This is a genomic window from Allopusillimonas soli (genome assembly GCF_004153445.1).
Classification (GTDB): Bacteria; Pseudomonadota; Gammaproteobacteria; order Burkholderiales; family Burkholderiaceae_B; genus Allopusillimonas; species Allopusillimonas soli.
The window spans coordinates 385,342-401,941 of record NZ_SDQC01000003.1 but is presented as its reverse complement, the minus strand read 5'-3'; the positions used below and the strand labels follow the sequence as shown (position 1 = coordinate 401,941).

The 16,600-nt window shown below is 58.3% G+C and carries 15 protein-coding genes and 1 pseudogene; 9 read left to right on the top strand and 7 right to left on the bottom strand.

Annotated features, from left to right (window positions below):
• Nucleotides 1–23: 23 nt before the first annotated feature.
• Nucleotides 24–1,652, bottom strand: a complete 1,629-nt coding sequence (locus ERD78_RS11720) for a GMC family oxidoreductase (protein WP_129969477.1) — start codon at nucleotides 1,650–1,652, stop codon at nucleotides 24–26.
• Between the two features lie 152 nt (nucleotides 1,653–1,804).
• On the opposite strand from ERD78_RS11720, the gene ERD78_RS11715 reads away from it, so the two are divergent.
• Nucleotides 1,805–2,554 carry an IclR family transcriptional regulator gene (locus ERD78_RS11715; RefSeq protein WP_245152445.1) on the top strand — a complete coding sequence of 250 codons (750 nt, stop codon included), beginning with the start codon at nucleotides 1,805–1,807 and terminating at the stop codon, nucleotides 2,552–2,554.
• Between the two features lie 57 nt (nucleotides 2,555–2,611).
• Here ERD78_RS11715 and ERD78_RS11710 read toward each other — a convergent pair whose 3' ends face one another.
• On the bottom strand, nucleotides 2,612–4,234 hold the full coding sequence (locus tag ERD78_RS11710) for a mannitol dehydrogenase family protein (RefSeq protein WP_129969475.1): 1,623 nt from the start codon (nucleotides 4,232–4,234) through the stop codon (nucleotides 2,612–2,614).
• The gene (uxuA, locus tag ERD78_RS11705; RefSeq protein WP_129969474.1) at nucleotides 4,231–5,448 is read right to left on the bottom strand and encodes a mannonate dehydratase; all 1,218 of its coding nucleotides are present in this window, start codon (nucleotides 5,446–5,448) and stop codon (nucleotides 4,231–4,233) included. Before uxuA ends, ERD78_RS11710 begins: the two co-directional genes overlap by 4 nt.
• A 66-nt stretch (nucleotides 5,449–5,514) precedes the next feature.
• Between uxuA and ERD78_RS11700 the strand changes: the two genes are divergently transcribed.
• The 5 genes from ERD78_RS11700 to ERD78_RS11680 all read left to right on the top strand — a co-directional run bounded on the left by ERD78_RS11700 (nucleotide 5,515) and on the right by ERD78_RS11680 (nucleotide 10,300).
• A complete protein-coding gene (locus ERD78_RS11700; RefSeq protein WP_129969473.1) occupies nucleotides 5,515–6,231 on the top strand; it encodes a GntR family transcriptional regulator in 717 nt (238 codons plus the stop codon).
• 44 nt (nucleotides 6,232–6,275) lie between these two features.
• Nucleotides 6,276–7,268 carry a TRAP transporter substrate-binding protein gene (locus tag ERD78_RS11695; RefSeq protein ID WP_129969472.1) on the top strand — a complete coding sequence of 331 codons (993 nt, stop codon included), beginning with the start codon at nucleotides 6,276–6,278 and terminating at the stop codon, nucleotides 7,266–7,268.
• Between the two features lie 137 nt (nucleotides 7,269–7,405).
• A complete protein-coding gene (locus tag ERD78_RS11690) occupies nucleotides 7,406–7,912 on the top strand; it encodes a TRAP transporter small permease (RefSeq protein WP_129969471.1) in 507 nt (168 codons plus the stop codon).
• A complete protein-coding gene (locus tag ERD78_RS11685) occupies nucleotides 7,909–9,186 on the top strand; it encodes a TRAP transporter large permease (RefSeq protein ID WP_129969470.1) in 1,278 nt (425 codons plus the stop codon). Before ERD78_RS11690 ends, ERD78_RS11685 begins: the two co-directional genes overlap by 4 nt.
• A 73-nt stretch (nucleotides 9,187–9,259) precedes the next feature.
• Nucleotides 9,260–10,300: an L-idonate 5-dehydrogenase gene (locus tag ERD78_RS11680; RefSeq protein WP_129969469.1), complete on the top strand. Its 1,041-nt coding sequence runs from the start codon at nucleotides 9,260–9,262 to the stop codon at nucleotides 10,298–10,300.
• A gap of 25 nt (nucleotides 10,301–10,325) precedes the next feature.
• Here ERD78_RS11680 and ERD78_RS11675 read toward each other — a convergent pair whose 3' ends face one another.
• The gene (locus tag ERD78_RS11675; protein ID WP_129969468.1) at nucleotides 10,326–10,979 is read right to left on the bottom strand and encodes a hypothetical protein; all 654 of its coding nucleotides are present in this window, start codon (nucleotides 10,977–10,979) and stop codon (nucleotides 10,326–10,328) included.
• Nucleotides 10,980–11,067: 88 nt separating this feature from the next.
• Nucleotides 11,068–12,282, bottom strand: a complete 1,215-nt coding sequence (locus ERD78_RS11670; RefSeq protein WP_129969467.1) for an MFS transporter — start codon at nucleotides 12,280–12,282, stop codon at nucleotides 11,068–11,070.
• A 256-nt stretch (nucleotides 12,283–12,538) separates the two neighbouring features.
• Here ERD78_RS11670 and ERD78_RS11665 point away from each other — a divergent pair, with 256 nt between their 5' ends.
• On the top strand, nucleotides 12,539–13,768 hold the full coding sequence (locus ERD78_RS11665; protein WP_129969466.1) for a DUF3734 domain-containing protein: 1,230 nt from the start codon (nucleotides 12,539–12,541) through the stop codon (nucleotides 13,766–13,768).
• Nucleotides 13,769–13,895: 127 nt separating this feature from the next.
• Nucleotides 13,896–14,573: a DedA family protein gene (locus ERD78_RS11660; protein WP_129969465.1), complete on the top strand. Its 678-nt coding sequence runs from the start codon at nucleotides 13,896–13,898 to the stop codon at nucleotides 14,571–14,573.
• A gap of 142 nt (nucleotides 14,574–14,715) precedes the next feature.
• Here the strand turns inward: ERD78_RS11660 and ERD78_RS11655 are convergent, their stop codons facing one another.
• Both ERD78_RS11655 and ERD78_RS11650 read right to left on the bottom strand, forming a co-directional pair.
• The gene (locus ERD78_RS11655) at nucleotides 14,716–15,069 is read right to left on the bottom strand and encodes a DUF4148 domain-containing protein (protein ID WP_129969464.1); all 354 of its coding nucleotides are present in this window, start codon (nucleotides 15,067–15,069) and stop codon (nucleotides 14,716–14,718) included.
• 135 nt (nucleotides 15,070–15,204) lie between these two features.
• Nucleotides 15,205–15,957, bottom strand: coding sequence for an SDR family NAD(P)-dependent oxidoreductase (locus ERD78_RS11650; protein WP_129969463.1), 753 nt, complete (start codon nucleotides 15,955–15,957; stop codon nucleotides 15,205–15,207).
• Nucleotides 15,958–16,198: 241 nt separating this feature from the next.
• On the opposite strand from ERD78_RS11650, the pseudogene ERD78_RS20235 reads away from it, so the two are divergent.
• Nucleotides 16,199–16,598 (top strand): annotated as a pseudogene (locus tag ERD78_RS20235) (aldehyde dehydrogenase family protein); the annotation flags it as partial.
• Nucleotides 16,599–16,600 lie beyond the last annotated feature (2 nt).

Here is a 16,600-nt window from a genome sequence, read left to right as displayed (position 1 = left end):
ATTGGTTTTAAGATGCCCGTGCTTCAGGCTGTTTTTCTGTCTTCCTGAATCATGTCTGCCGCTTTCTCAGCCATCATCACAATGGGTGCATTGGTGTTTCCTGAAACCAGCGTCGGCATGGCCGAACCATCCACGACACGCAAGCCATGCACGCCGCGGACCCGAAGCCGTTCGTCCAGGACCGCCATGGCGTCGCCTTGCGGCCCCATCTTGCATGTGCTGCTTGGGTGAAATATGGTTGCTCCGTCATCGCGCGCAAATTCCAGGAGATCTTCGTCCGTGACCTTGTCCAGGCCTGGCTTGACCTCACGTTTGACGTAAGGGCGCATCGCATCCGATTGCGCTATTGCGCGTGCCTGGCGTATGGCTGCTACAGCCGTGCGCTGGTCGAGATCCGTCGCAAGATAATTTGGTTGTATTTCGGGTGTGTCGAGCGGGTTTATGGATCTGGCTCGGACATGACCTTGTGATTCGGGGCGAAGCTGGCAGACTGAAAAGGTGAAGCCGGAATAAGGATGCACTTTGCCGCCTGCCATGTCGGCCGACAAGGTTCCGACATGGAACTGGATGTCGGGTCTTTCATCTCTGCCGCGCAGCGCTCGCATGAAGCAGCCGCCTTGGTTTATGCCTACCGCCAGAGGGCCACCCCGATGCAGCAGCCATTGCATGCCTATCCGGCATTTACCCAGCCAGGAATTGAGTTCGTCGTTTGTGGTTATCGGTTTGCTGCACTCAAATCCCAGGCGCAGCTGCAAGTGATCCTGAAGTGAACTTCCCACGCCTGGTAGCGGCGCCACGACAGGAATGCCAAGGCGCTCCAGCAAGGTTGGCGGGCCAACGCCAGACAATTGCAGCAACTGGGGTGAGTGAATCGCACCCGCGGACAACAATACCTCGCCGCCCTCCGCCAACGATGCCGTATGTTCAGTTCCTTCGTGCAGGTACGTTACGCCTGCGGCCTGCTTGTCATCGAACAGTATTCGCGTGGCGCGAGCGCGGCTGCGGACGACCAGGTTGGCGCGGCCTCGTGCGGGCTTTAGGTAGCCCGTTGCGGTGCTGCAGCGCCATCCTTTCCATGTGGTTAGTTGATAATATCCCGCCCCTTCCTGACTGGCGCCGTTGAAATCTTCATTGCGAGGAATTCCTATTTGCTGCGCTCCCTGAATGAATGCTTCTATCAGTTCGTGCTTGCAGGGAATGTTGGATACCTTGAGTGGGCCGGTATCTCCGTGATAATCGGACGCGCCGCGCTCGTTGGTTTCCGCCTTGATGAAATAAGGCAGTACGTCGTCGTAGCTCCAACCCTTGTTGCCGAGCGCCGCCCAATGGTCGTAATCTTCTTTTTGCCCACGAATGTAGATCAGGCCATTGATTGCACTGGATCCGCCCAGTGTTTTTCCTCGTGGCCAGTACAGGTTGCGCCCGTTCATATTCGGATCGGGATCTGTGTACAGGCACCAGTTGTACTTGGAGCTCCACATGGTCTTTCCATACCCTATGGGCAGATGCAGCCATATGGAATGATCCGGAGGTCCCGCCTCCAGTATCAATACTCTTATTTTCTGATCTTGGCTTAGTCGGGATGCCAGAACGCAGCCTGCGGAGCCAGCGCCTACCACGATGAAATCGAAATATTCTTTCGTGCCCGACATATCCATTCCATTGAAGACGATAAAATGGAACAAAACGTTCTATACATACTATAGAATTCAGGAAACGCCCACAAGGCGGAATTTCATGTTTTCGCTAGGAAGTTTCCCGAGGTTTTGGTTCCACTTATAGACATATGACTGCAAATAATGGAATGAACCCGAAAAATAGCTCCGCCGGCAGGGTTTTGCGCATCATGGACGTAGTGTCCAAGCATGGACGTGCGATATCCTTGGCGGAGATCACAGAGCAACTGGACATCCCCAAGGGCACCGCTCACCGATTGTGCGCGCAGCTAGTGGACATGGGATTTCTCGCTCGGGACATCGACGCACGCAGCTATGGAATAGGCAGTGCCTTGCGCAGGCTCGCTTTGAGTACGCTCAATCACCGTTCCATTCAGAGTTTGCGTCACCAGGTGCTGATTGAACTTGTCAAGCAGGTCGAGGAAACCTGCAATTTCACGACGCTGGACGGCACTGAGGTGGTCTATTTGGACCGGGTAGAGTCGCAATGGCCGCTGCGTTTGATTCTCGATGTGGGCTCACATGTTCCGCTGCATTGCACTGCCAGCGGCAAAATGATGCTCGCGCATTTGCCTCCGAAAGAGTTTTCGCAGATTGTGGCTCATCTGAAGCTCGATGCCAAAACCCCTTCCACGATCACGAGTTTGGTAGATCTGGAGAACGAGTGCAGGGAGATCCGTGAGCTCGGCTATTCGACCGATAGGGAAGAGTTCATTGCCGGGCTCATCGCTGTTGCCGTCCCGGTGTACGATTCACATGGCGATGTCCGTGCTGTGGTGGCAATGCACGCGCCCACCGCACGGATGTCGCTGGAGCACGCAAAAAAGCAACTTCCCTATCTGAGCAAGGCTGCGCGGGAAATGGAGACGCTGCTGTAGTGGGCCTGTTCGATGGGCTCGCAGCGCGGCCCGCTGATATCTACCATTCACTCGCCCTCAATCCGCATCCTGCAATGCCGCCGTCATGCCTTTGTCCAGCATTACCCGCAAATAGCCGCTTACTTGCTCCCGCCACGCCGGGGACTGTAGCAAAGACGGGGGGAAAAGCCCTGGCAAGCCCATCAGGGCTGCGGACAGTGCGGAGGCATGCACGGCGTAGCTGCGCAGGCTGTGAAGGTCGGGAGCATGGGGTGCGCCCGATACCCGACGTACCGCCGATGTAATTTCCCCCGCCCGGGGGTCATTCAAATCATACTGTTCTCCGGCATCCGTGATGCCCAGGCTGTAACGCATCCAGGCTGCCGTGGCGAAGGCAAAGATTTTTGTGGGCATTTCCTTTGCCAGGCTGTCCGCCGCCGCTTCCAGTATGCGCTGCGGCAGCTTCTCCGTGCCGTCCATGGCGATCTGGCTGGTCTTGTGGGCTATGGAAGGATTGGCGAAGCGGCGCCGCAAATCAGCGGCATAGGTGCTGAAATCCACGGCGGGCAGCGGCTGCAGCGTGGCTGCCGCTGCCCGCAGATACTCATCGACCCGGCGCGACAGGGCGTCGTCGCGCATGGCGTCTCGAACATACGCGTGGCCGGCCACATGGCCGGCATAGGCCAGCAGCGAATGCGCACCATTTAGCATGCGAAGCTTCATGCGCTCGTAGGGCGCCACATCATGCACCATCAGCGCGCCAGCGCGCTCCCATGCAGGCCGGCCGGCCGGGAAATGGTCCTCGACGACCCACATGCTGAATGGCTCCGTTTCCACTGCGGCCAAGTCGTCGCATCCGGTGGCCAAAGCGGCATCCCTCAGCGTCTGATCAGTGGGAGACGGTGTGATTCTGTCTACCATGGAACATGGAAAGGCCACGTGTTCGGCTATCCAGCCGCCCAGCCCGGCTTCGGTGCGCTCCGCCAGATCACACACGCCGGCACGCAGCAATCGGCCATTTTCTGGCAGATTGTCGCAGCACAAGACGGAGAATGGCGCCAATTGCCGCTGGCGGCGGTGTCGCAAGCCCCACACCAGTAGCCCCAGCACGCCTGCCGGCTGGTCGGGGTTAGCCAAATCGTGCATGACGGCCGGATGCAGCGAGGAAACTGCGCCGCTGGCCCGATCGATGCCGTAGGCTTTTTCCGTTACAGTCAGCGTCACAATACGCGTTTTCGGACTGATGAGCGCAGTCAGTACCGGCGCCAGACTGCGCGAGGCGGCCACCGCGCCTGCAATACTGCCGATCACATGCGCATGTGTGCCTCCCTCGCCGCGAATGAGCAGTGTGTACAGGCCATCTTGCTCATTCAGGATGCGGGCAATGTTCTCGCTGCGCAGACTTACGCCCAGGATGCGCCAATCCCCGCTTTGTCGCGCAAGCACCTCGTCGGTATAGACGGCCTGATGCGCTCTGTGAAAATTTCCAACGCCAAGATGCACGATGCCTACGCCGCAAGCCTCACGGTGGTACATCGGCAGGGAGGCGCCGCGTGATTCAATCCCATTGATACCTTTGTCGGCCGTGGAGGAATGAGCCCCGGCTGTGGCTGGACTTCCTGGGGCGTGGCCGGCACGTGGCCCGGCCGCTGCTTCCTGCGCCTCCTTCAGCCATTCGGCATTCAGGCGCGGCAGTTTCATGCCGCCAGCCCGAAATCGGCGTGCTCGAGTGCGGTTACGATGCCGCGCAGCTCGGCCAGCCCCCGCAGCCTGCCGATGGCCGGATAGCCCGGCTGTGCCTTGCGCTTCAGGTCATCCAGAATGTCCTGTCCGTGATCCGGACGAAACGGGATGGAGGCATCCGGACGGCCGGCTGCGCGGCGCCGGCGTTCTTCCTGTATGGCCGCAGCGATCAATGCCACCATATCGGTGTCTCCACCCAGATGCGCTGCTTCATGGAAGGAGCCGAAGAGCGCGTCTGTTTCGCGATGCACGTTGCGCAAGTGCAGGAAGTGCACACGGTCGCCAAGGCGCTGCATCATGCCCGGCAAATCGTTGTCCGCGCGTGCGCCCAAGGATCCGGAACAGAGCGTGATGCCATTGGCCGGTATATCGACAGCCTTCATCAGAGCGGTGTAGTCTGCCTCGGTCGACATGATGCGCGGCAAGCCCAGCAAGGCGTAAGGCGGGTCATCGGGATGGCAGCATAGCCGCAGCCCCAACGCTTGGGCAACGGGCGCCACCTCTTCCAGGAAGTCATGGAAATGGCGTCGCAAACAATCCTCATCGATGCGGCTATATTCCTGCAGGTGCATGCGTACGTCCGCCAGGCTCAGGTGCTCCGCGGCGCCCGGCAAACCAAACACGACGTTGGCAGCCAATTGTTCCTTATGCGCATCGTCCATGGCCATGTAGCGAGCCTGCGCCATCTCGACCAGTTCCGCGGGAAACGATTCAGCCGCCCCAGGCCGGCGCAGGATATGGATATCGAATGCCGCAAAATCGGCGTAGTCGAAACGCATGCAGGTGCCGCCGTGCGGCAGGCGCCACTGCAGATCCGTTCGCGTCCAGTCCAGAACGGGCATGAAGTTGTAGCACACCACCTCGATGCCGCATTGGGCCAGGTGACGCAGACTGGTTTTGTAGTTCTCGACATGCTCCCGCCAGTTGCCACGCTGCTTCTTGATGTCTTCGGAGACCGGCAGGCTTTCGACGACCTCCCATTGCAGCCCGGATGGCGAGCCATCGGACATGTGGGCAATCAATGCCTGTCGCGCCTGAATTTCTTCCACAGACCATACATCCCCGACGGGAACATGATGCAAAGCTGACACGGTCCCTTGAGCACCCGCCTGCAGCATGTCGTCCACGCTGACTGCATCACTGGGACCGAACCAACGCCACGTCTGTCTCATTTTCCTTCCTCTTCAATTCGCATCATGACTTGAATAGTAGACTAGTATGGAAGTATGATACTACGCATGAGCACTATCGTATATCCGCCAGACACGACAATCGTGCAGTCGAGCGCCATCGGGCCGCAGATACATCAAATCCTGCGTCAGCAGATTATCCGTGGCCAGTTTTTGCCCGGTACGAGGCTGTCGGAGTCTGAATGCGCGGCCACGTTCTCCGTGAGCCGGCAACCTGTGCGCGAGGCTTTCATCAAGCTCAGTGAAGAAGGCCTGGTGGAAGTGCGGCCCCAGCGTGGCACGCTGGTGCGCCGGATATCGGAAGAGGCCGTCCTGGAAGCGCGATTTGTTCGCGAAGCCATAGAGGCCGATGTGGTGAAGCGCATCATCGCATTGGGTGATACCCATATCGTGCGCGAGTTGCGCGCCCAGCTAAGCCGTCAGAAAGAAGTCTCAGCCGACCATCCCGCCGAATTCCTGGGGCTGGACGAACTGTTTCACCGCACGCTGGCGGAAGCCGCGGGCGTTGCGCACGCATGGAAAGTCACCGAAGGCATCAAGGCGCAAATGGATCGCGTTCGATACCTCAGCTTCAACCAGATGCAATTGCCAAGGCTGATTACCCAGCATACGGCCATCGTGAATGCCATAGAGCATCAGGATGCCTCTGGGGCGGACAAGGCGATACGCATGCATTTACGACAGATACTGCACGACTTGCCCGAAATCAGAACCGCGCATCCGGATTTGTTCGACGACAGCCGATCCAGCTTGATTCCGATCTAAGAAGCACCCCCTGCTACCCGATCCCATACGGAGGAGACAATTTCATGAAAACATCAAACCTTAGAATACTGAAGTCCCTGGCCGCAGGCACCTTGAGCCTGGCCTTTGCTTGCGCAGCGGGAACAGCGGGTGCCGCGGAAACCACGCTCAAGCTCGGACACCTGGCCAACGAACAGACCACCTGGCACAAGGCTTCGCTCAAGTTTGCCGATGAAGTATCGAAGCTGACCGATGGGCGCGTCAAGGTCGAGGTCTATCCCAATGGGTCATTGGGCAAAGAGATGGACCTGATCAAAGGCATGCAGCTGGGCACGGTGGACATGACCATCACCGGCGAGAGCCTGCAGAACTGGGCGCCGCTCGCCGCCCTGCTGGCGATTCCCTATGCCGTTCATTCGCTGGAGGGCCTGGATAAAGTAGCCGGAGGCAATATCGGCAAGAAGATCGAACAGCAAATCGAAGAAAAAGCCCGTATCCGTCCCATTGCCTATTTTGCACGCGGCCCGCGCGATCTGACTTCCAATCGGCCTATACATACACCTGACGATTTGAAGGGCCTGAAAATGCGCGTGCCCAATGTGCCGCTGTTCATGGCTGTGTGGAAGGCCCTGGGCGCCCGGCCCACGCCCATGGCCTTCTCCGAGGTTTTTACGTCGCTGCAGAACGGAACCATCGATGCTCAGGAAAATCCGCTGGCCCTGATCAAATCCGCGAACTTCAACGAAGTCCAGAAGTACGTGAACCGTACTGAGCATGTGCGCAGCTGGATCTACCTGACGATATCCACGATTACCTGGAACAAGCTGTCCAAGGAAGACCAGCAGGCCGTCATGCAGGCGGCCAAGACAGCCCAGGCCTACGAGCGCGACCTATTCCTGAAAGACGAAAAGCAGCTGGAACAGGACCTGAAGAATGCCGGCATGACGTTTGTCGATGTTGATCAGAAGGCTTTTGCCAAGAAGGCGCACGATGCTGTGCTCGCCAATGTGCAGGGCGAGGTCAAGAAATACGTGGAAGAAATCATGAAGCAGCAATAGGCTGCCTCTCCGGAGTCCTTGCCGACAAAATGCCGGCAAGTTCCGATACGGGCGCCGACATTATGCGGGCGCAGCGGCGCCGCATGTGATGCTCCTCAAGTGCGGCCCGGTCTCTTGCATACGCTGGGATTCTTTCCATGAACACCATCTCCATGCTAATTGAAAAGCTATGCCGCTATCTTGCGGGGCTTGCATTTTTTGCCATCATTGTGTCGGTCACCATTCAGCTGATCGGGCGCAATGTGCTGCCAGACTCTCCTCTCTGGACGGAGGAGCTGTCGCGCTTCGGACTGCTCTTTCTCGCCGGTTTCGGATTGGGTCCGTCTCTGCCCTCTGGAGACCTTGTCAACGTGGATTTGTTCTGCGAAAGCCTGAAAGGCCGCAAGCCGTGGATGCTGCGGCTACTGGCTGCGGGCATTACCGCCGTGTTTTGCATCATGCTGCTGCAGCCCGCCTGGCAATTTACTGAAATCGGCGCCATCCAGACATCGCCCGCGCTGGGCTGGCGCATGGACTTTATCCAGGCATCCATGCTGGTCGCGGTCATTTCCCTGCTGGCGTTTTCCATTCTGCGCATCATAGGCATGCTGTTGGGCACCACCGACGGTCTGCCTGCCCACCTACCCCTGGAGGAAGACGCATGAGCCTGGCCATCCTGTTCGGCGTGTTTGCCCTCGGTTTGCTGATCGGCTTGCCTGTGGCCATTACACTAGGGGTCGCTTCCGCCTCTTATTTGCTGTATCAAGGCATCCCCATCGTTGTCATGCCGCAAAAAATGTTTGCGGGCATCGATTCTTTCGTCCTGTTGTGCATTCCCGGATTCATTCTTGCGGGCAACCTCATGAACAGCGGCGGCATCACCGAGCGCATTATCCGGTTCGCCAATGCGGGGGTGGGCTGGATGCGTGGCGGGCTTGGCCTGACGAACGTGGCGGGTTCCATGCTGTTCGGTGGCATTTCCGGCACGGCCGTGGCCGATGCGGCGTCGCTGGGCGGCGTACTGATTCCGGGGATGACCAGATCAGGCTATCCCGCCGCCTTCTCGGCCGCGGTCACTGCGGCTTCATCGACGGTGGGCCCCATTATTCCGCCCAGTGTCCCCATGATTATCGTGGGGGCGTTGTCGGGAATCTCCGTGGGTCAGATGTTTCTGGCCGGCGCCATACCGGGCATCCTCATGGGATTGGCCATGATGGTGACCACCTACATCATTGCCGTGAAGCGCAATTTCCCCCGCCAGCCCTGGCAGGGGTTCAGTGAGCTGTTCAAATCCTTTCTGGGGGCGTTCTGGGCGATATTCATGACGCTGCTCATCGTTGGTGGTCTGATGACCGGCGTGGCCACGCCAACGGAAACGGCAATAGTGGCTTGCCTCTATGCCCTGGTCGTCGGGCGCTTCGTCTACGGGGATCTGGACTTTCGCAAGGTGCCCAAGCTCGTCATCGACAGTGCCATCGCCTCAGCGGCGATTCTGATGCTGGTCGGTTTCGCGAATGTGTTCGGCTGGATTCTGGTGTCCGAACGTATCCCGCAAACCATCGCACATGCTGTGCTGGGCGTCACCCACAACAAATACGCCATCATCCTGATGGTGAACATACTGCTGCTGATCGTAGGCATGTTCATGGAAACCATCGCCGCGCTCATCATTTTGTTTGTGCCGCTGCTCACGCTGGCGCAAAGCGTGGGCATCGATCCGCTACACTTTGCGACCTTCGCGGTGTTGAACCTGATGATCGGGCTCACGACTCCCCCCGTGGGGGTGTGCCTGTTTGTCTGCGCGAACATTGCCAGACTGCCGCTGTCGCCTATCGTACGGGCCATCTTCCCTTATATCATCACCAATATCATCGTGCTGTTTCTGGTCTCATATATTCCGCCGCTGGCCACGTGGTTGCCCACGACGCTGATGCAGTGACGTTGACCCGATGAGTGCCGTCTCTTCATCGATCCGGATGCACCGCTGACGGCTATTTTTTTGAGAGTGTCTTATGAAAACACGTGTCTGCCGCCTCTATGCCCAGAACGACATACGCATAGAAACCGACGTCATCGGCGACCCGGGCCCTGGCGAGGTCTTGCTGCGGATGGGGTTTGGTGGAATCTGCGGTTCCGATCTGCACTATTACCAGGATGGCGGCTTCGGTCCCATCCGTGTCAAAGAGCCCATCATACTGGGGCACGAAGTATCGGGCACTGTTGCGGCGTTGGGCAGCGGAGTCTCTCATCTCCAGGTCGGCATGAAGGTGGCATTCAATCCCAGTCGGGCATGCGGCCGCTGCCGCTATTGCCAGGAAGGCATGCCGCGCCACTGTCTTGAAATGCGCTTTTCCGGGTCTGCCATGCGCACGCCTCATGAGCAGGGCGGATTTCGCCAGCACATGATTGTTCAAGCTGAACAATGCATCCCGCTGCGCAATGCCACCTCTCTGGCGCACGCTGCTTGCGCCGAACCGCTATCTGTGGCGCTGCACGCCCGGAGCCGCGCAGGCGATATGACGGGCAAGCAGGTACTGGTCACGGGGGCCGGCCCCATAGGATCGTTGTGCGTGGCGGCAGCTCGCGAAGGTGGCGCCAAACATATTGTGGCGACGGATATCCAGGATGCCACGCTGGAGGTCGCCCGCCAGATGGGTGCCGATGAGACGCTGAATATGGTTCGCAACGGGGGGGCGCTGGAGCCCTGGTATGCCGACAAAGGCCAATTTGACGTCGTCTTTGAGTGCTCGGCAGCGCCCAGCGCCATGCGCGATGCCATGTCCGCCGTACGCCCTTGCGGCACCATTGTGCAGGTCGGTGTTACGGGTGACCAGACGATTCCCCTGAATGTGCTGGTGGGAAAGGAAATCTCGCTGCGCGGCACACACCGCTTTGATCAAGAGTTTGAGCTGGCTGTGTCGCTGATCGACAGCGGGCGCATTGATGTTGGGCCGATCATTACCGGCCGCTATCCGCTGGACAAGGCACTGGAGGCGTTCGAGGCTGCCGCCGACCGTAGCCGATCGGTCAAGGTCCAGTTGGCGCTGGAATAAACCAGGGCGTAATGCGGACCTGGCGTTAGTAAATAGCCAGGCCTCCATATATTGATCCGAGGCATACGGCCAGCGCCGCCAGACTCAAGGCATAGGGAACGCCCCAGCGAAGCACCGGCCACCAGAAAAAACGGCCTTCGCTCCAGACAGCATAATGTATGCGCACCGCGTCGGTGAACATCAGTGAGGCGTTGCCCTTGATTACCTCATTGGTCTGGGCGTGGGCGGTGTCTGGCTGCCTGTACCAGAGCACAACGACCTCATTGCTGCGAAAATCGCTTACTTCTCCGGCGCTGTCGCGCCCGAGATCGCATTGAACCAATATGTGGGGTGCACGCTTGGGGTCCAGGAACGGGAGTATACGGGGCCTGCTTCCCCGAGCCAGGGCAGCGGTCGAGACACTGAAAATATAGATCTCTTTTTTCTTATGGATCTTTTGCCAGTAGCGGCGCAGCGCGGCGGCGCGCTCTTCGGCGTCTGCAGGAGATGTGTGAAACCGCAGGAAGAAGTATGCAAGAACCAGGACTGCGGCAAGCCAGGGCCGCCACGCATCGCCGGGTGAAAGATCAAACAGGCCTGTCGCCTTGCCATACAGCGGCGCATTCAGAAACCACAATAGAACGAGGGCGCTGGATACCACCAACAGATTGCGCCGGGTCTTCTCCGGTACATCGTCCATGCTTGTCTCCTGCCAGTTATCTAATTTTGCAGGAATATTACCGCAGGTAACATGGAATGGGTGGAATGTTGATCGTCGGGCTATCGCTCTACCGTGCTTTTCCGTCGCGTGGCAGTACAACCAGCACCAGCAAGGTGCACACGCCGGCCAAACCAAACGCATAGCCGTAGCTGCCTCCCGCCGAGACGAACGCTGCGAATGCGGTCGGTGCCAACATATTGACCAGATTCACCAGGATACTGGAGCCGGCCGAGGTTTCCGAGATCATGCCCGGAGGCGAGCGGCGCGCGACCTCGGCAATTTGCACGCCATTCCAGCTTGCCGCGGAAGATCCCGCCACAAAGGCGAGGAAGATTATGCTCCATAAAGGCCATGCAGGACTGCTCAAGCCCAGCAGCAGTGTTGTCGTTGCCGATAGAATGGCCGCCGTCGACAATGAAGCATTGGGAGACCGAAGCCGATCGGATAGCCATCCGAGCGCAACGCGACCTATCACGCCACCTGCCTGCATAATGGCGAACACGACGCCGGCCAGGCCAAGCGAGAAGTGCAATCCGTCGATCAGATAGATGACCGTGAAGGTGAACCAGCAGCTTTGAGAAACGGCGAAAAGGCTTCCGACGACGGATATTCGCAGGAGTCCGCGGTTATGGGTCAGTGCCTGCAACGGCACCTTGAGCGTTCGCAGCGATTGCAGCGTTGGCATGGTGACATGCCAGCGAGGCGAGCCAGCTGTCTGATCCACGTGGGGGCTCAGGCGCCACGTGAGCATTGGCGGCATCACCACCAACAGAACGCAAGCGAGCAGCGTGATGCGCCAGCCGACCAGAATAACCATAACAGGTATGGCAAGCCCCGCTATCACGCCTCCCAGAGGCACGCCTGCCTGTTTTATGGAGAATATGAGATTCCGCTTGCCTGGGGGGGAGAAACGCTGCAGCACTTCACTGCCGGCAGGATTGGCGGTGCCGTTGCTCAGGCCCATAAGAAAGCATGCGGCCAGGACGATGCTCAAGGCCGACTGAAGAAATAGCGCCATGCTGGCCGCGCCCAGCAGCAGCGTGATTTGCAGCGTGCGCACGCCGCCAACCTGCTTGAGAAGGGTTGATCCCCCAACCAGCATGGCCAGCCCGCCCAAAGAGTTGCTTGCCGTCAGGTAACCAATCGAGCTGCCGCTCCATCCGAACTCATCGGACACTGCCGGGGCAATGATAGGGATAAAGCGTGACATGAAAGACGCAGTCGTTTGAAGAATACAAATTGCCGCTACGGGCACAAGCCAGGCAGGCGCTGCCTTTGTCATGAGGGTGTCTCTTGGATGGATTCGATCTCTTCCGTGTGGTCCACGGCTGTACATGGCGAAAACATGAATTCCGTCTGTCCAGGCCTTCATTTTAGGACGAGTATCGTTTTCCTTGCGCTCAAGCCGTGGTGGCGCCCTCATGCATGCAAAAATGGCAACCTGGATTGATCGCATCATGCCGGCCAGCTTTTGGCGGGCGATATTCATTGTCAGAGCGCGTCGCATGATGCTTTGATACATGCGTTAAGGAGAGAATATGCACGCAAGCCAGCGAAAGAAGCAGCAGCCATACAGGGCTGCGCTTTCCGCCTATGATGAAATCGGACTTGTGCTTCAAGGAGGCGGCGCGCTGGGTTCGTACCAGGCGGGGGTGTATCAGGGCATGGCGCAAGCCGGTGTTGAGCCAACGCGGATCGCCGGCATATCCATTGGTGCTTTGAATACGGCCATTATTGCCGGCAATCCGCCAGCGGATCGGGTGCAGGCGCTGCGGGGGTTCTGGGACACAATCACACAGCCCGCGGATGTGCTTACGCAAATCGGCGAGCGCGCGCCCTTGTGGCCGGGGTTCGAGAACATGGGGCGGAAATGGCTCAGTGCATGGGCAGCCATGCGCACGCTGATGGAAGGACAGGTGGGCTTCTTTTTTCCGCGTGTCTATTCGCCGTTTGCAATGGAAAGTCAAAAGAACCCTGACGAGGTCAGCTACTACGACACTTCGGCATTGCGCGAAACGCTGTTGCAGTATACGGATTTCGACCGTATCAACGATGGCGGCATGCGGGTTTCGGTCGGCGCGGTCAATGTTCGTACGGGCAATCTCGTTTATTTCGACAACGCCACAACGCGCCTGGCGCCGGAGCACTTCATTGCGTCGGGTGCATTGCCTCCTGGCTTCCCCGCCGTGGAGATTGACGGAGAATACTACTGGGACGGCGGCCTCGTTTCAAACACCCCGCTCACGGAAATCATCAAGGAAAGTCATCACAGGGACACGGTCGTTTTCCAGGTGGACTTATGGAGCGCCAGCGGCAAGCTGCCTGGCGACTTCCTGGAAGTCAGCGAGCGTATCAAAGACATTCAGTACTCGAGTCGCACTCGCGCGGTCACGGCATTCATGGCCCAGAATCAGAAGCACGCTCAGATGATCAAGGCGTTGCTGGAGCACATACCGGAGAAAAAGCGGCTTTCAGATCCCTTGTTGCGGGACGCTCAGAAGACTGCGGACGGCAGTGCTGTAAATATTGTGCATCTCATTTACAAGGACAAATCGTTCGAGGGGCATTACAAGGATTATGAGTTCAGCAAGGAAACAATGCGCGAGCATTGGGCGAGCGGCCTGAACGACATCCAGCGTACCTTCGCGCATCCTGAGTGGTTCGACGTCCCTGGCCGGGATATCGGTTTCGTCACCCGTGACGTGCATCGGCATCATCAGGAAGTGGACGATACGTTGGGACCAGTCAGGCATTCGAGAGGAGACTGAGCGGCGCTGATCGCTGGCTGGTTGATGCTTGCAAGGCAACATGGTGGCTTCCTTTCTGGCGCTACCGCAGGGCAGGATGGCCACCTAGAATCCATCGTACTTAGAAAGTCTGCACGGAGACAACATCATGAGTACTTTGGATATCGCGCAATGCCTGCTTGATCAGAACAGGCAGCTTCTGCTGTTTGGCACGGTCTTGCTGGAGCAGATAGGCCTTCCTGTGCCGGCCTACCCCTCACTTGTCGTCGCAGGCGCTCATCCTCCTGCGGGCGCTGCGGTGGCGTTGCTCTGCCAATCGCTGGGGGTGGCGGTGGGAGCCTGCCTCGCTGCCGACATTGCATGGTATTGGTCGGGGCGCAGGTTCGGTGGTGCGTTGACCCGGCTGATGTGCCGCTTTTCCATGTCTCCGCAAGCGTGTGTGGTACGCAGTGCTGATATCTACCGGAAATACGGGCCTGGCACGTTGTTGTTTGCGAAGTTTCTTCCAGGCGCCGGCGCGATGACGACGCTGCTTGCAGGAACGAATGGCACTTGCATAAAGAAGTTCATTATTTATGATGCGATCGGCTCAGCTTTGTGGGCCGGCTCCGCGCTTGCCTTGGGGTACGCGTTTCAGGACACCGTTACGGCGGCCATGGCGTTTCTGAAACCTTATGGCCCTTATTGTGCATTGGCGCTTGTCGTTATTGCATTCATTGCCGCATCTGTATACTGGCGCGCACGTCACGCGAAAGCCGTGAAACTGGAGCTGGCGCCGCTCATGCGTGTTCCGGAACTGCACCTCATCAGGAAAAAGCAGAAATAGCGATGCATGGCTGCCCCATTGCCACACCGCTTCCGTTTCCGCCATATCAATGGCGTTTTGCTTTGCTCCTTTATGTCAAAGCGTCATCCGCAAATGAAAATGCCGGCACCCGATTCACGGGTGCCGGCATGAAACATGACCATCATGCCGGAACATTGTGGTCGCCGGAGGCCAGATACTCGTGTAGCTCACGCAAGACCTGCGCACGCGTGGCATTCGAATCGCTGCCGGGTTTCCAGGCGGGATAGGATGCGGCTTCTCCAACCGTGACCCGGCCCGTGACCTGTGCGACGGCCAGTTCGTTCAGGACGTCGGTGCGCCGTGCCGTGCTGGATTGGTCAAAGTTTGGGTAGGGCTGCTCTCCCACAGTGACCAGGCCCTTGGCCTGTGCCTGGTGCAGATCCTCCACGACCTGGGCACGGGTAAGATCGCCTGCCTGAGCCAGGCCGGCCAGGGAGAAGGTGAGTACGGCAGCGGTTATTGCAAAGGTCTTCATAGTAAAACTCCATAAGAGGGAAAGAAGAAAAGAAGGGACTGCGGTTACATAGGGACTACGGTTACATAGGGACTACGGGTACAGCTGATAAAGAGGGTTGAACCGAATAAGGGATGACTATCGGCTTGGGGTGCATCATGTCGCATCCAGGCCGCCATCCACGGTGATCACCTGGCCAGTGATCCACGCCGCGTCAGAAGATGCCAATGCAACAATCCAGTGGGCAACATCCTTCGGTACGCCGCGCCGGCCAAGTGGAATTCGCACGCGCTCCTGGGCCTTGATGCTTTCTATCTGATCAGCGGGCAGCTTCATTCTTTCGGAGAGAAAATCGGTTTCCGTGGGACCTGCGGCGACAGCGTTCACACGTATGCCGTCGGGGGCCAGTTCCAGTGCCCAGCATCGCGTCATGTGCTCAAGCGCGGCCTTGCTCGCCGCATAGTGAGACAGAGCCGGTGCGGCTTTGTGTCCGAACGTACTCGATACATTGATGATATTTCCCGCTGACCGCTTGAGATAAGGAAGCGAAGCGGTAGCCAATAGCGATGGTCCGACGACATTGACGGAAAATATTTCGTTGATGCGGGCAAAGCCCGCTTGCGATAAGGGCAGGATTGCGCCAGCACCCGCATTGTTTACCAGCACGTCCAGGCGTCCATATCGATGTATTACTTCTTCGATTGTGCGCGCTGCATCGGATGAACTTCCGGCATCGGCCAAAACATAGTCAATACCTGTTTCCGTATCTGCCACCTTGGATAGCGCCTCCTGCCTGCGTCCGGTGATCACGACACGGGCCTCTTCACGAGCGAACATTGTGGCTGCACGCAGCCCGATGCCGGCGCCTCCGCCAGTCACGAGTACAACCTTGTCTTTGAATCGGGTCATCGAAATACTCCTGTAATTGTTCGATGTGTTGCTTGTTATTGCGTCTAGAATTGATGCTTCCAAGATGCCTGCATCACAGTGGCCGGCAGAGAGCCCATATGCGTTGATCACCCTGGGCAGTGCGGGCGGCCAAGCCGGTGCATGAAGCAGATTCTAGGTAGGTGTGATGCGGCGCGGAAGACCGCAGCGCGGACGCACGGTGTTGCTGTAAAAGCACCAAAACCGAGAGCACGCCCGGCGTCGCATGGGTGATCCCATGGATGCCGGCACGCAAGTCGGTCCGGTGACAACACCGCCTCAATGCCAAAAAGTGCTCGACTACATTGATGTGGCGCGCAAGGAAGGCGTTGTTCCTGTTTTGGGCGGGAAGAAGGGAGAGCGGCGCCGGAGTGCGGGGGTGGTTGGTTCGTCGAACCCACTATTTCCACGGGCGCGCCATCCGTATGTCGGAAAAGCTGCAGGCCGGCATGGTGTGGATGAACCCCTACCGTGCCATCAGTTTCATGGCGCCTTTTGGCGGTTACAAGGATTCCGGGCTAGGCCGGGAGAACGGCATAGAGGCCATCATGGCGTATCTGCAGACCAAGTCCGTCTGGATAAACAGCGGTGCCGCGACGGCGAATCCGTTTGTGATGCGGTAGGC

Excerpts from the sequence above, each read along its gene's own strand:
- ERD78_RS11720 (WP_129969477.1), bottom strand. The coding sequence starts at position 1,652 with ATGTCGGGCACGAAAGAATATTTCGATTTCATCGTGGTAGGCGCTGGC.
- ERD78_RS11715 (WP_245152445.1), top strand. The coding sequence starts at position 1,805 with ATGAACCCGAAAAATAGCTCCGCCGGCAGGGTTTTGCGCATCATGGAC.
- ERD78_RS11710 (WP_129969475.1), bottom strand. The coding sequence starts at position 4,234 with ATGAAACTGCCGCGCCTGAATGCCGAATGGCTGAAGGAGGCGCAGGAA.
- uxuA (WP_129969474.1), bottom strand. The coding sequence starts at position 5,448 with ATGAGACAGACGTGGCGTTGGTTCGGTCCCAGTGATGCAGTCAGCGTG.
- ERD78_RS11700 (WP_129969473.1), top strand. The coding sequence starts at position 5,515 with ATGAGCACTATCGTATATCCGCCAGACACGACAATCGTGCAGTCGAGC.
- ERD78_RS11695 (WP_129969472.1), top strand. The coding sequence starts at position 6,276 with ATGAAAACATCAAACCTTAGAATACTGAAGTCCCTGGCCGCAGGCACC.
- ERD78_RS11690 (WP_129969471.1), top strand. The coding sequence starts at position 7,406 with ATGAACACCATCTCCATGCTAATTGAAAAGCTATGCCGCTATCTTGCG.
- ERD78_RS11685 (WP_129969470.1), top strand. The coding sequence starts at position 7,909 with ATGAGCCTGGCCATCCTGTTCGGCGTGTTTGCCCTCGGTTTGCTGATC.
- ERD78_RS11680 (WP_129969469.1), top strand. The coding sequence starts at position 9,260 with ATGAAAACACGTGTCTGCCGCCTCTATGCCCAGAACGACATACGCATA.
- ERD78_RS11675 (WP_129969468.1), bottom strand. The coding sequence starts at position 10,979 with ATGGACGATGTACCGGAGAAGACCCGGCGCAATCTGTTGGTGGTATCC.
- ERD78_RS11670 (WP_129969467.1), bottom strand. The coding sequence starts at position 12,282 with ATGACAAAGGCAGCGCCTGCCTGGCTTGTGCCCGTAGCGGCAATTTGT.
- ERD78_RS11665 (WP_129969466.1), top strand. The coding sequence starts at position 12,539 with ATGCACGCAAGCCAGCGAAAGAAGCAGCAGCCATACAGGGCTGCGCTT.
- ERD78_RS11660 (WP_129969465.1), top strand. The coding sequence starts at position 13,896 with ATGAGTACTTTGGATATCGCGCAATGCCTGCTTGATCAGAACAGGCAG.
- ERD78_RS11655 (WP_129969464.1), bottom strand. The coding sequence starts at position 15,069 with ATGAAGACCTTTGCAATAACCGCTGCCGTACTCACCTTCTCCCTGGCC.
- ERD78_RS11650 (WP_129969463.1), bottom strand. The coding sequence starts at position 15,957 with ATGACCCGATTCAAAGACAAGGTTGTACTCGTGACTGGCGGAGGCGCC.